This is a genomic window from Methanosarcina sp. MTP4 (assembly GCF_000970045.1).
In the GTDB taxonomy this organism is placed as follows: domain Archaea; phylum Halobacteriota; class Methanosarcinia; order Methanosarcinales; family Methanosarcinaceae; genus MTP4.
Genome location: NZ_CP009505.1, coordinates 1,132,367 through 1,147,604, shown reverse-complemented (window position 1 = coordinate 1,147,604; position 15,238 = coordinate 1,132,367). Strand labels below are relative to the sequence as shown.

9 protein-coding genes are annotated in these 15,238 nt (G+C 38.9%); all 9 read right to left on the bottom strand.

What is annotated here, in order from left to right:
• Positions 1 to 101: 101 nt before the first annotated feature.
• The gene (locus tag MSMTP_RS05015; RefSeq protein ID WP_048178091.1) at positions 102 to 1,412 is read right to left on the bottom strand and encodes a flippase; all 1,311 of its coding nucleotides are present in this window, start codon (positions 1,410 to 1,412) and stop codon (positions 102 to 104) included.
• Between the two features lie 475 nt (positions 1,413 to 1,887).
• On the bottom strand, positions 1,888 to 2,952 hold the full coding sequence (wecB, locus tag MSMTP_RS05010) for a non-hydrolyzing UDP-N-acetylglucosamine 2-epimerase (protein WP_048178090.1): 1,065 nt from the start codon (positions 2,950 to 2,952) through the stop codon (positions 1,888 to 1,890).
• 9 nt (positions 2,953 to 2,961) lie between these two features.
• Positions 2,962 to 4,044, bottom strand: coding sequence for a DUF354 domain-containing protein (locus MSMTP_RS05005; protein WP_048178089.1), 1,083 nt, complete (start codon positions 4,042 to 4,044; stop codon positions 2,962 to 2,964).
• Entirely contained in the window at positions 4,041 to 4,817 is a 777-nt protein-coding gene (locus tag MSMTP_RS05000) for a hypothetical protein (protein WP_048178088.1), read from the bottom strand. Before MSMTP_RS05000 ends, MSMTP_RS05005 begins: the two co-directional genes overlap by 4 nt.
• Before the next feature lie 195 nt (positions 4,818 to 5,012).
• Positions 5,013 to 6,233: a DegT/DnrJ/EryC1/StrS aminotransferase family protein gene (locus MSMTP_RS17840; RefSeq protein WP_052718280.1), complete on the bottom strand. Its 1,221-nt coding sequence runs from the start codon at positions 6,231 to 6,233 to the stop codon at positions 5,013 to 5,015.
• Positions 6,234 to 6,401: 168 nt separating this feature from the next.
• Positions 6,402 to 7,433 carry a FemAB family XrtA/PEP-CTERM system-associated protein gene (locus tag MSMTP_RS04990; protein WP_048178087.1) on the bottom strand — a complete coding sequence of 344 codons (1,032 nt, stop codon included), beginning with the start codon at positions 7,431 to 7,433 and terminating at the stop codon, positions 6,402 to 6,404.
• Complete coding sequence (locus tag MSMTP_RS18350; protein WP_082090503.1) at positions 7,423 to 9,123, bottom strand: polysaccharide deacetylase family protein; 1,701 nt, start codon at positions 9,121 to 9,123, stop codon at positions 7,423 to 7,425. Before MSMTP_RS18350 ends, MSMTP_RS04990 begins: the two co-directional genes overlap by 11 nt.
• Before the next feature lie 2,139 nt (positions 9,124 to 11,262).
• On the bottom strand, positions 11,263 to 11,484 hold the full coding sequence (locus MSMTP_RS04970) for a hypothetical protein (RefSeq protein WP_048178085.1): 222 nt from the start codon (positions 11,482 to 11,484) through the stop codon (positions 11,263 to 11,265).
• Positions 11,485 to 11,882: 398 nt separating this feature from the next.
• On the bottom strand, positions 11,883 to 14,549 hold the full coding sequence (locus MSMTP_RS04965; RefSeq protein ID WP_156153683.1) for a hypothetical protein: 2,667 nt from the start codon (positions 14,547 to 14,549) through the stop codon (positions 11,883 to 11,885).
• Positions 14,550 to 15,238: the final 689 nt, after the last annotated feature.

Sequence of the window (15,238 nt, the reverse complement as noted above, 5' to 3'; positions counted from 1 at the left end):
AAATCAAAGTTGCGCTGGCGCACCCCGCTGCAAGCTGGCGGGGCATTCGACTGAAATAAAACATTTAGTATACACAATATACTAAAGGGACTGAGGTATTTTTAACGTAAAACATCCTTTTCCGGACCCTCAGTCCATATAATGGCTGAAGGTTTTGGGATATATAACTTTATGAAGTATAATTTTAATGACGCTGTGAAGATTAAAGAAATGGATGTGGCAATTGCTGCCCCTGTTATCCCGTATTTCGGTATTAGGAGAATGTTCAGTATTGTGTTCATCACAGCACATATAAAAGATAATTTGGACATCAAAGCCACTTTTCCGATACCAGCAAGAGCCCCACTGATTGAAAGAATTGGAGCATATACGGAATAACCAACTAGTAGAATCAAGAGAGGATAGTATGCTGGTAGGAACTCCTCTTTAAACAACACCTCTATCAAAAATTGGCCCAGCACTATGAGTGTAAAAGAAATAAATATGGTAATTGCTAAAACTTTTAACATGCTATTTTTCATCAGTTCGTGTATGTTTTCATATTTCTGTTTCCCATAGTAATTTGCTATGGCGGGGGTTGTTATTCTTTGAACTGAGTCGGGAATTAATCTTAACCCCTCTACAAAGATTATTGCAACAGCATAGTACCCTACATCAATCTCACTCATGAAATGACCTACCATCAGGCTGTCGATCTGCACATTGATCATCCCGATTGAATTTGCAATGACGATGTAGAACCCGAACCGGAACACTTCTTTAAGGACTGCATTCATGTCTGCCGAGTTGGCAGAAAAATACTCTCTGATAATTATCAATGATAATATTCCCACTAAAATTGTCGGGGCTACAAAACCTATTACTGCACCTCTTACGCCCAAATCCAGCAGTAACACCAGAACTATTGACACGGTCATCACAGATACACTCTGAGCGATGTTCACAACGGCATACCATTTCATCTTCCGCAGACCGTTCAAAGCCCCAATGACGGCTTTCTGCATGGCTATGAACGGAAAACAGAATGCTGTGATCTTCAGAAGGTCGACCATTTCGGGACTGTGAAAAAACTGGATAGCTATAATTCCTGATAGCAGGTACATTAGTACCCCCATCATAGACCCGCTTACTATGGACCCTAAAAGTCCAGATGAAACAAATCCCTTTACCCTGGGCAGGTCGTCATCATATTCGGCAAGGTATTTGGTCAGGGCTACACCAATACCGAACGCTGCAAAGTGCATGCCAAAAATGTAGATGGTAAAGACCAGGGTGTAGAGGCCGAGTCCCGAGGGCCCCAGTTCTTTGCCGAGCACGATTCTAAGCAACAGATGTGATAGGGAGGCTGTCGCCAGGCTGATAAACGACCACTGGACATCTTCCATCATTTTGCTCAATTTTAGGTTGAACATATCTTGACCGTCGAGGTGTAAGAATTAATAACTGACTGGCTTTCAATTCTATTCTGTGAATGCTTAGCATATCTGTGAACCAAATGTTCCGAACCTGTGCTTTTATAGTCTCAGGTGACTGGTCTTATCGTTCTTTTTCACTCAAGAACCCCCCCATAGAAATGAAATAAATCAACCCCACATCCTATACGGAAACGCAACGATCAATCCATTGCATGCCGGATAAAAGTAAGTCAAACAGCTTTTTTAATATTTTTTATAGAGATGTATTCCATCATCCTCATTTTTAGATCCCAGAATCACTATTTTAAATCCCGTCCACATTTTTATCCAGGTTGTATTGTTTCCCCCAAACTCTTTATCTTCCCCCCAACAACTTTGTAACAAATTTCGATGTGACTGGGAGAGCTTTTTACCTCAAATTTTAGCGCAGGCACTGGTAGGTTGCTATAGAATATTCGTGAACCTTCTCCGCTTATTGAGTGTCGATAATAGAAACAATCTTTTCACTTGCATTTCCATTTCCGAATCTGTCTTCGTGTGTCTTCAATGAAGGATGAAATCCATTTACCATTTCAAGAATTTTGTCTTTATTGGCTCCAACCAGGACATTCCACCCATCTTCAACCGTTTCACCCCATTCGGTATTTTCCCTCAATGTGATGCATGGAATTTTCAGGATATATGCCTCTTTTTGAATGCCGCCGGAATCCGTAAGTATCATTTTTGCATGGTTCATCAGTTTTATGAAATCAAGAAAGCCGAGTGGTTTTACCAGTTCAACAGATGACTTCAGCTTATCATACATCCCATATTCTTTTAAGAATTTTTCAGTTCTCGGATGTACCGGGAATACAACAGTTTCTTTTAATTCGGAAAAAGCATCAACAATATTTTTAAGATTCTCTTTGTTGTCTGTGTTACTTGCCCTGTGAATTGTGGTTAAGAAATAGCTTTTGCTTTGTAAACCAAGGTCATTCAGGATATTTGATTTGTTTTCTGCAATCTTTTTATTGTAAAGCAGGGAATCCGCCATCACATCCCCTGTTAAATGCACATTATCAGTGATTCCTTCGTTTTTTAAATTGCTAACCGCGTTCTTGGTCGGGCAGAAAAGAAGGTCAGAGCAGTGGTCTGTCAGAATCCTGTTTATTTCCTCAGGCATTGATTTGTCAAAACTTCTTAACCCGGATTCTACATGAGCAGTTTTTACATGAAGTTTGGAGGCTGCAAGGGCTCCGGCAAGCGTTGAATTTGTATCCCCATAAGTCAACACAAGATCGGGTTCTTCTTTGATAAGTACTTCTTCTATTTTCTTCAGCATTTCACCTGTTTGAAAGCCGTGTGAACCCGAACCGATTCCCAGAAAATAATCCGGTTCAGGGATGTTTAGTTCACTGAAAAAAACATTATTCATATGATAGTCATAGTGCTGGCCAGTATGAATCAATATTTCATCATGTTTTTTTCTCAACTCTTTTGATACCACGGATGCCTTTACGAATTGAGGTCTCACACCTACTATGCTGGCGATTTTCATGATACTACCTTATCTAAAATTATATTGGAAATCCGGATTTTCTTTCATTTCCTTAAAACTATCAGGATAACTTTCAATGAACCATGTCATGAATGCTGTAACATCTATTTTTTCTTTCAATAACCTTTCTCTTTTCTTATCCCATTCTTCTTTACGCTCTGGTTTATTTATAAGCTCAACTGCTTTTTTTAACGCTTCTCCAGAGTCACTATAATTGAAAATAAGATTATACTTTTGCTCAAGCTCTATAAAATTCGACATATCATTGTTTCCTACAAAAGAATTACAGCGTATTGCGGGAACCCCTAAAACTGCAGCTTCGGTCGTCATTGTCTGACTATCGCCCACCAGCATTTGCGTATAGTATAGTAAATCATGAAGTTTTTCCGGTGAAACCGAAACCCTGTATTTTTCCAGTTCAGAACCCAGTTTTTCTTCAGAAGTGATTAACACACGCCCGTATTTTTCAAGTTCTTTTACAAACTCTATTTTATTTTGTATGCCCTGATGGCCGATATCATGATCCGCATCCCACGCAACAAATCTTAAAATTATGAAAGTATCTTCCCCGGTAAAACCCAGCTCATCAAGTACTGCCTGTTTTGGATGAAAGCGATTGGGATGGAGGTATGCCAACTCCTTGTAGCCATCGAATGAAATCTGTTTTGCCCCGAGTTCCTTTTTGAATGAAGATGTAGTGCAAATAACAGTTGCAAAAGGATTTGTCAGAAGATGTTCAATTGTCCCTTTTTCGGAATCCTCAAAAATAATAGAAGGTTTTCCAATCAATTTTCCAATATGAGCACTGTAGGCATTCCCGGAACCCCCTACCAGGATATCCGGTTTAAAATACTTTGCTATATTATATACTCGCTTATCAATTTCGATCAGTTCAACCGCTTTAGAAAATAACCCTGACCTTGCAGACCCGACAACTTCATAATCAAAACCATAAGCATCCAGCAAATTCAAAGAAACATCCTTATCAATTGCTGTAATCTTGCATTCATGTCCTTTATTCTCTAAACCCCTGATGACATACTTAAATAAATGAACTTGAGCCGGATGACAAATATTGAAAAGTATCCTCATTTCCTCACCACCAGCAAAACCTTCTTCCCCGAATTAAATACAAGATCCTCTAACCAGAACAAGCCCCAATAAATGCTATTTGAGGTCCATCGACTCGGATGCAGTGAAATATAAAAGTTACTGATTTTATTTCTCTTGATCAACCTGATAAGCTCATCAGTCGTATTAGCAGAGATCTGCTCATTTTTACCGGGAATAAAATCTCGCAGGTTATTTTTTGAGTTCCACCCTCTTCCCGTATCAGTAAAATAATTGAGGTTTTTCCCTGCAGATAAATAGGCCTCTCCAATAAGTCCAAAGTCCCTGAAATCATAGGATTTCCAGAGATCACGATTATCGTATTTTGATAACACGGACCCATGCATACAAATTGTTTTTAGGTTGCAGATGCTTCTGAATTTATCCACATCATCTTCAAATAATTTGATGGCTTTTTCATGGTCACCCCTTGCAGTGCTCAAGACCTCATAATGATACCCTACCTCATGCCCCATTCTCTCGATTTCCTGTATGATTTCAGGAACAAAAACATTATTGCGAGTTCTGAAGTAGTAAGTTGCCTGTATCCCAAGTTCCTTTTCTATACGTGCGGTGTCTAACGCGGTCTCGGCCCGTCCATCCACATCATGACGCATCAGGACAAAACGCTCTGGATACTTATTACCTGAGGTCACGTATTCTCCCACGGTGATGGTTGTATAGTTTTCTGTGATAGTAGAACATAGTTTATAGAATTTATCAAGTGTAAAATCAAGATTGTGAATATTTAGCATTACAGATTACCCCAATTTACCCCGATTTACCCCAATTTACACTATTAACATTAGAGGCAGACCCAATTATGACTGCAGTTCCCTATAAATAGTATAGGTTGTCCCAATTAATACTACAGAGTAACTTGATTAACGTGACAGAGTAACTTGATTAACGTGACAGAGTAACTTGATTAACGTGACAGAGTAACTTGATTAATGTAACACATGAAAACGATGATTTAGTATTTCAACGATCTTATCCAGATCTTTTTTGTCCATGTTTGGATGAGTAGGTACGGTTAAGGTTTTATTTGTCATCTGTTCAGCTATTGGGAAATCTGAAGATTTTTCATTGTACAGGTGTGGAAGTGATTCTGGCAGATATGGAGTTACTTCTATTCCTGAATTTATAAATGAATTTATGAGTTTATTGCAATTTTCTCTGCTTATATTTTCAAAGTAGATTGGAAAGCGAGAATATGCCGGTTTCATCTGTTCGGATACTTCTGGAAAAAATAAACCATCCTTATCTAAATTTTCCATCAGGTAGCTGGCATTTTTAATCCTGGCATTGTTATAAGCATCTAACTTTGATAGTTGCTTTACGCCCAGACTAGCCTGAAACTCTGTATACTTATACATCAAATCCCCAAGCTCAGAATATGAGATTGAGTTTGTCTCCCCCAGATTTTTATTCCCCATTAGACTATACACTAATGAATAAAAAGCATTAACATTGCAAAGCGAATATCCAAACATATATGTAAAGGTTTTAATTTGATGCATAAAACCATATTTTTTAAAAGTATCATTTATTGCAGAGACCTTATTCGAAAGTTCACTGTCATCGGTACAAACAATGCCACCATGAATCGTAGTGATTGGCTTTCCCATATTCAAACTGAATAACCCTGCATCTCCATAAGTACCGACTTTCTTTTCTTTATATTCAGCCCCCATTGACTGGCAGGCATCTTCAATTACCATGGCTCCGTGGTCATGGGAGATTTCCGTAATCTTATCTATAGAACAGGGATAACCGAACATGTGAGTTGCAATGACAACCCTGGTTTTACTTGATATTTCTTTATTAAGGCTGTCAGGATCCATATTATATGTGTAAGGCTCGATATCAACTAATTTGAGTTTCAGCCCCATTGTAGTAACAAGGCGTAGAACATCTTTACAGGTGTAGGCAGGAACAATAACTTCATCACCTTTTTTTAAATCATAGGCTCTCATTATGGTATACAAGCCGGAAAAACCGGAACATGTAAGGTTCACGTACTTGCAGTTCAGGTAATTGGATATTTCATCTCGAAACTTTGCGTAAGCAGTTGAATTATTTCTTGAGTTCGCAGACGTCTTAAAATATTCGGACGTAGTCTTCAATATTTCTTGTGGATAAATGGGCGCCTGGGAAATTGGGATCATTAGATAACTCCTAACATATCCTGTCCAATATCAATTACGATTACTTACTGATCTACTCAAAATGACTTACTAATCTACCCAAAATGACTTACTAATCTACCCAAAATTTGTTTTTTTAAATCCCTCACAACTCTCAATTATCTGAAGACAAACATTTTCCATAATGTTTCAGGGTATGTCTCTCCTGATGTTGGGACCTATTTTTGCTGTCAATGATAAGGGCAATCTACTCCAGACCTTTGCATATTTTTTATATTCATCATGAGGTGGTCTCAGAATCATAGACGGGGGGTAATAAGAGTAATTCAGTGGAAATTCAGTACAACCCCAGCGAGTTTTAAATACCTGATTGCCGGAATTAACCAAACTTCTACCAAAATCAACCCACGAAAGATTATTTTCAGATGCATATTCCACACAATTCCAGTACATGAAATCATTAGGAGCATATTGGAAAAACTCCGACAGAGCTGCACCCCATGCTGTGATCAACACATCTTTGAATGTCAGGAGATAGAAAGAAGCTATTGGAAGGCCATCTAAACTTGCTCGGGATGTAAAAACATTACCAGGAAATTGCTTAATGATGTTCCTGAAAAATTCTTGATCATGAACCGGAGTACCCAGCCGTTTCATACTCCAGGAATATAGCTCATAAAATGTAGAGATCCCCTCCAAACTTGCCTCCATTTCATATTTCAAATTACTTTTTATTCCTTTTCTTATTCTATTTCTAACATTTCTGTTCATCTTGTTCCAGACATTCTCATGCCCTGCCGAAACATCTAAAAGGAAAGTGGAGAAGTTTCTGGTACAACTGATATTTCCATAAATATTAGTTTTGAAATTCCGAAACTCGCAATAATCCACTCCCAGATTATCTCCGATATCAATTGCCTCGTCAATTAATGCTTTCTCAACAGAATCGTCAACAGCACAAACCCCACCGTAAGGAGAAAACGGAACGGATACAAGACGTCTTCCAAAAAACAGATTATTCATATAAAAAAGTGGAAAAATACCAGCTATGTTTCCGACCTCATCTTCAGCAAACAAATAATAAGGTTCATGGTCATAGGTTTTCTGGACAACATTTTTCCACCCGATTTGATGATAAAATGTTGTCCTATCATTCTCCATGACAAAGTCTCCCCACCTTTTTTCGTCTTTTGGTTTCAATTGCTTTATCTCAAATTCCATGATGATTCCCTAGCAGATCTCTTAAAGGAACTTTCTTAACATTGTCTAACTTTTTTAATACGTGCCGAATTCTTTTTTCAACTATTTTTCCTTTCAGAATCCAGTATAAAGGTCTACCATTTCCAATAGATGGAAATTTCTCATTAGAAATATCAATTGGATGAAAATAAAATATCGTATGGCCTCTGTTCAAACTCTGCTTCAGCCCTTTGAATATAAAATGAGAACCAAGGAATCTCAGCATTGGTCCTCCCGAACTGGGGACCTTAACCCCCATATTATAATAGGCCCAGGGGAATTCAATAAAATTCCTGCTTTCGGCAGGTTCCAGGCACCCTTTAGATGGATAATAAGGGACAGAGGAAACACCTTTCAAAGAAGAATCTGATTTATTATACAGCGAATTTACGGACACTGATGAATCGTACTTGAATCCGATATTTTCAAGTGAGTCAAGCATCCATCCTGTTACCATTGCATTTGGTGCCCGGTACCCAATTACTTCCTGTCCGGAGATCCTTTCAAGTATTTTCTTTGCCTCCAGGGTACTTGTTTCAAATTCTTCAACACTCATCAGAGGTTTTTTTGTCTTTGGATCGATACTGCATGTATGATGCGCTCCATGACATGCAATTTCATGCCCTCTTTCAGAAATTAATTCAATGAGTCCCGGGTAATGTTCTGCGATATCGGCAACAACAAAAAATGTGGCAGTTATGTTAAATTCATCCAGAATATCCAGTATTCTTTTTGTAGGTTCACTCAAGTAGTCATACCTATCATTCCATTTTTCAAAAAATTCATTTACATCTTTGTAAACCGAAAAGGCAGAACCAGAAACCGACGGAATATGGTACCAGTCTTCAACGTCGACTGTAATAGACAAACTATTATTTCTTATCCTCCTCATACCCTGGCTCTCACTATTACGTTTCATCAAAATCTTCTTCCCGATATTAACTGCAAGATCCGCTGAATAATATAAGCCCCATCCAGAAATACTTGAAGACCATCTCTCCGGATGAGTTAATATATAAAAATTATTATATTCTTCATTTTTTATCAACTCTATAAGATCCGCAGTTGTATTCGCAAAGACCTGTTCATTTTTACCGGGAATATAATCCCTTAAATTGCTTCCGAAGCTCCATGTTCTTCCGGTATCGGAGAGGTAGTTGAGATCATCTCCTGCTGAGAGGTAGGCTTCCCCGATTATTCCGAAGTCCCTGAAATCATGGTTATTCCAGAGGTTGAGGTTATTGTATTTTGACAGGGGTCTTCCGTGCATTGAGATCGTTTTTACCTCGCAAATCTGTCTGAAATCATCCAGATGGGACCGGAAAATGTCGATAGCCTTTTCGGAATTTCCGTTTGCCTCACTCAAGGTCTCGTAATGATAGCCGATTTCATGGCCCATGTCCCTGATCTTGCATATGATATCAGGTTTGAACACACTTTTACATGATCTGAAATAGTATGTTGCTCTTATGCCGAGTTCGTGTTCAATCTTTGCAGTCGTTAGAGAGTTTCCCGGCATCCTGTCAACATCGTGGCGCATTAATATGAAACGCTCTGGATGCTTGTTATTCAGATATTCATTCATCGTTACTGTGGGGTAGGTGCTGGATATTGCCTCACAGAGTTGACAAAATTTATGGGTTGTGAAATCGCAATCTTCAATAGTCAGCATTAGAGATCACCGCCATGAATTTTTGTGACTTTTCGAAGCTATTTGACTTCAACCAGCACATGCTATCCACAATATTTATTTCCAGGCATCTCTGTTCACACTCTCGATCTTTTTTGATGCTCTCACAGTTCCATCTATAAGGTTTCAATTCATCAGACGTTGTCTTGATCATCGGTTCCTTGTTAGCGGTGCAACCCTGATGCCAGCTCTGGCCTGCAAGCCAACTGGCAGTTACACTGTTTGCTGACTCTGTGGTCGCAACCGGCTGTCGCACATGTGCTTGAGTTCTTCTAATCATCTCTCTCATGGGTCAATCTACAACGATCATGCGGCTACATGCTGCTTTGCGAGTAGTGCAACTGTCCCTGTGGCAATCATCCATAAAAAGAAAATGTCACCACAATCCCCTGTGAAACGTTTTCGGTAAATTCCTGTCCCCCACCCCAACGCCAGGGACTTCACTTATAGCAGTATTAAGCACTGAAAAAATTTCATTTTTGGAAATATAAGTTCGGATAACTTCAAATTTGCAGCTAATAAATCCTGATATTCATTCCGTAAGTTTTAAGTGAAAATATATCTGGTCACTTATCTTGTTCTCAAATTTATATGGCAAATTGCAATAGAAGTCACACACTTGAGAAGAAAAAACAAGCACGTGAGACCTTACCAAGAACATTATTAGTTAGACTGTTTGGTGTCTCATGCCACTGGTTTTTGGTTCAACTGCGTAAGTCCTATGCAAAATACTATTCATAAAAATAAATAATTTTGGAAACAATGTTCCCGAAAAATGTTGCCTAAAAATATAAATATTAAAAAGCAAAGGTAACTATTCCACCTGCCCAAAACAACGTAATTTGCCGTATTTTCCAAAAAATCAAAGGGGCAAATGACCATAAGCCTATTTTCTCAAATTGTGGATACCGAGTGTGCTTTTTTAATCCAGCCCGAGGACTTAGGCACACAAACCCAATTATAAAAAAATCAATATCAATCGGCTTATTTTGTTTGCGTTGAACAGCACAAGTGATGAGGATAAAATTTATGGTACTTGTAATAAGTCACTATAAAATAGAGGGACAAGAGACTTTGAACAAATCTTTTATTGAGAACATTATATAAAAATAAAGTTTAAATTAAGAATATTTTGCACCCTTGCTACAAGAACGTACGAGACTTATATAGCCAGACCTATATAAAAAAGAGGCAAACATATATATTAAGTTTATGTGGGGAATTTTGGAGACGCTTCCATCATTGAACTTGCTGTTCTAATGACTTAAGTAAAGGAGTCACTCATCTTCCCCTGCCATCACACCTTATTACACTTTGAGAATTTTGTTTTAAGAATTTCTTATTTATCACACTGATTTTTCAAGAATCCCCGAACTGTCTTGTCAATGAGGATGAAAGGTGTCAATAAAAGCAATTTGTTCAACCAGGTTTCCAGATTCCCGCACATGTCACTACTGTTAAAGAAGAAAAATGAAGCTCTAAAAACGCTTCACTAAATGCTTAATTTCAAATTGATATAAAAAAAGTGATAATAGGTTTTTCAGGTGAGTCGTGAAATAAGACTCATCTAAAGCACTAAAGAATAATTACATAATTTGTAAAGTTTTAAAGACAACAGTCGCAAATAAAGAATACAACAGCGGATAAATCCCTGCATTTACTGAAGTTTCCAGGGTTTTTTCCCATATTTTCGATACAGATAAAATTTGCCTGAAAGAAAGGAGAAAGATCAAGCCTATCATCGGCATTAGCCCGTATTCTGGCAATCCCGAAGAAGTTGTCATTGAAATTGTATCGTATGGAATAACCGCATTTGTTACTATACTTGTAAACGTTATAATTCCCCCCTGGCAGTTGCCAAACTCATGTGGTTTCTCCAGATCAGATCTGGGACCTTGTGTAAATCCGGAAGTTTATAGGAATAAGTAATGATATTTGCAAAACAATCCTATAAATAACTTCTCGCAAAAATAATAACATTCCTCATAATAAATTAAAGTATATATTACTGTTATCTTTTGCATTCAGGAGCAGCGGTTACACCGAAATGTTTTATAATCCCCCTTGTTATTCAGGAAGGACTGTACTGTTCCCAAACCCCTTTGTTCCTTGGCGCTCCTCTCAAAAATCAATTTCAAGGTAAACTTCCTGCACTTTCCTACCGGCATCTTTCCTGCCTGTATAAAAGAACGGGCCTGTATAAAGGAACTTTTTTGAACGTTTTTGGCAAACAAATTCCACTGAAAAAAACTGTGAAATTTGTCTACCTTCACATTCGGATATGAAGGAACCGTTGAGAAGGTCGGGATTTTTAGTACTTATTCCGGAGACAAGCTTAACCATATTTTGCACAATGTAACACTGTGGCCGCCCAGACTGTAGGCCCTAATTTTATACAGTTTGGTATGACGCTATAAAAAAGCCAGCCCCGATAAATAAATAAATAAATAAATAAATAAATAAATAATTCTACTCCCCCACATCCAAATGATTTACAAAGTGTATTAGACGCATCATCTATAAAATATTTATCCGTTTTGGACTGTTGTGACTCAAAGGGTAAAAAGTTTCCAGTTCCTTAAAAAGCTTCTTAAAAATAATCTGTGTACATTATGCCAGTAAAAAAGCTGCCTACAATAAGTACAGGCGCTTGATTCATGGAGAGGAACGTTTTTAGTTAAATTTTCATATTGTTTTTTGCTTCCTGCCACGCAGGCAGGAAGTACCTCTATTACACATAATTATTCCTTCTGGAGTTTGGAATACCTGGAGAATATGGACCCACAAATTGCCAGAAAGAGGCCGAACATTGCAGCCAAGAACCATAGAATCAACCAGTCAAACCCATTACTGTCCTTTATCTCCTCTTTTTGATGCCCATCGTCAGCGAGAGCATTTATAGATAAGCCCGGATTCGATGCAGCAATCCGGGTTTCCGGCGGGAGTGAGAAGGATTCTGTTGTCTCCTTCTTCCTTATTGGCAGGGTTCCACGGTCAGCGCTGCTTCTTCTCTTTGAGGGCTTATCCCCATCATCGACGTTGTTTTCTCCATCATCAATGGACTCCTTTCCTTCCTCATCGTCCGCACCAACATCTGTGCCAGGAGTTGTGGCAGTATAGCTAGTTGAATTGTCCCAGGCGATGTTCCCGGCAGCATCAACCACAGAAACGTTTACCGAATGGATGCCTTCAACAACGGTTATGTTTCCTTCCCAGAAGTTCCCACTGACAAAGGCTAACGGGGTACTGGAACCTTTAACGCCTGTTACGCCAAAATTATCAGTTGCCTCCACACTTACCGTAATAAGGTCACCGGTATCCGGAGTGTAATCACTCAGAAGAACGGAAATGATAACAGGGGCTTCGGTATCGGGAGTTGTAGCGGTATAACTAGTTGAATTGTCCCAGGCGATATTCCCGACAGCGTCAACCACAGAAACGTTTACTGAATGGATGCCTTCAACAACGGTTATGTTTCCTTTCCAGAGGTTCCCACTTACAAAGGCTAACGGAACCCCTGAAGCTTCAACAACGGTTACACCAAAATTGTCAGTTGCCTCCACACTTACCGTGATAAGGTCACCTGTGTTCGGAGTGTAGTCATCCAGAATAACAGAACTGATCTCAGGAGCTTCTGTATCCGGAGTTTTGGCAGTATAGCTTGTTGAATTGTCCCATGCTACGTTCCCTGCATCATCAATCGCAGAGACGTTTACATAATGTGTTCCTTCAACAGAGGTTATGTTACCTTCCCAGATGGTGTCATTCTGACGAGTAAGAGCTCTACTATCAGCTTTAACTGAAGTTACTCCAATGTTATCGGTTACGTTTACGGTAATCTGTATATATTCTCCTGTTACAGGATTGGTGTTATTCAGGGTAACAGTGTTAATGTTAGGAGCTTCGGTATCGGGAGTGGTGGCAGTATAACTTGTTGAATTATCCCAGGCTTTGTTGCCGGTACCATCAACCGCAGAGACGTTTAAGAAATGGGCACCTTCAACAGCAGTTATGCTTCCTTCCCAGAGATCCCCACTGACAAATTCTAACGGAGTCCCGGAAGCTTCAACATTGATTACCTTTACATTATCCGCTGCATTTACGCTTACTTTAATTGGTTCACCTGTGGTTGGAGTGGAATCGTTCAGAGCAACAGAAAGGATTGCCGGAGCTTCGGTGTCGTCATAAGATCCGTCGTCTCCGTCGTGTTCAGCGCCTTCATTCTCTATATAAATTCTGTTTTTCACATCATTATCCGTGCAGTTGCATCCACAGCACCATGATTCGCTACAGTTGTCGGAGATAATATCTTCACCGCGGATTAGACTAGTCACGCAACTTATTTCATTACAGCACGGGGCCAAGTTCTCAGAAGAGTTATAGAAGAACGGGAGGATAGACTCGTTGATTGTATTATTCTGGTATACAAATAAGTAGTAGTTTCCTTCAGGAGTATCTACCGGGAGAGATGCCATTCCCTGTGCCTCTATATAAGAGGTTGGATCAGTATTTTCATCATCGAAGGGGTTGGTAAGTGTGAGATCTATGTTTTCTCCGACCTGTTTCTGGCTGGAATTAAGCACTTTTGCTACGTACGTGTATTTTTTTGTGTCATTCCTGCCGTTATCGTCCCCAAGTGTTACGTTAATCAGGTACTGAGTTGATTCCGAGATATTATGTCGGGCAGGAATAACCATATCATACACATATGTCGGCTTATCTTCCTCTCCGGGTTCCTCTCCGGTCCCGTCGTTCTTTATGTAAATGCTGTTTTTCACCTGTTGTTTAGTGCATCCACACCCGCAACACCAGAATTTGCTGCAGTTCTGAACGAGAATGCCTTCACTGATAAGACCAGTTATACTGCTGGAATTACAGCATGTTTCCAATTTCCCGTTATTTTTGCACATGAAGGGAAGGATGAACTCGCTGGTTGTATTATTTTGATATACGAAGACGTAATAGTTCCCTTCGGGAAGGTCTGAGGGCAGAGATGCCGTTCCATGTGCCAGGGTAGAAAGGGAATGGTCAGGATTTCCGTTAAGCCTGAGGACAATGTCTTCTCCAACCTGTTCCTGGCTGGAATTATATACTCTTGCTGTGTATTCGTATTGTCTTACAGCTTCTTTTCCTTCTTTGTCCCCGAGTTTAACGTTAATTTGAATAATCGGATATTCAACTGATTCCAGAATAATATAATGGGAATTAAGAGCCATATTGTCCGCATATGTCGATGAAGACACAGGAACTGCTGGCAATGTCATTTGCATAAAGGAGGATTCTTCAACTCCCTGATCCCTGTCGTTTCTACCACTATCACCGGCTGAGTTCCAGTTATTTGCGACAACGCAATTAGCTGAAAACAGTATCACCAGTAACACAATAAGTCCAAAAATTATTCTTTTCATATAACCCTCTCCCGTTCTTTCTCTTCCCGGTTTTCATTTCAGCATACACCCTCCACTCCTTTTATCACAGTGTGCAAATAGAAAACAAATCCACTATTAGCATCCTCATTTCTCGTACATGTCAGCTTTCTTACGTGGGGGTTCTGCCTGTAAACAGATTCCAGTATTTTTTGAAATTCGAAATTTGAATGTGTTTTCAGACATCCTTTAAGTGTGGATTTTTTGGAGATCTCCCCCGGACTCTCAATTTTTAGCTAGCTCCAGCTATCTCCCCGCACACTCCAAAAATTGGTTTTTGATTTTTTGGGCTATCTAACCTGTGATCCTAATAAATTTTGTGGGATCTTAGCCTCTTTCCTTTTTCACATACTTTTCCAAATACTTGGCCCCACCTTAGAATATAACTCCACGTCGGGAATGTCTCTTCATTAAGAGTTAAAAATCTGTGACTATATATTTTTTCCTATATTGTCTAATGTTCGATTATTTTTTTATGATGTAAATAAATATTTTTTAGTTTTTCCTCTTTTCATAACGTCTTCAAAAAAATCATTATATTTTACGGGAGAATATATAAATAAATTATAAGAGATTTGGATTTTATGTTGAAATATGCTCCATCTCTTGGTATCGCTTTTTGATAAACTCCATTTCTCATCGGGAATTACTTAAATTATGTAAAAAAAGAT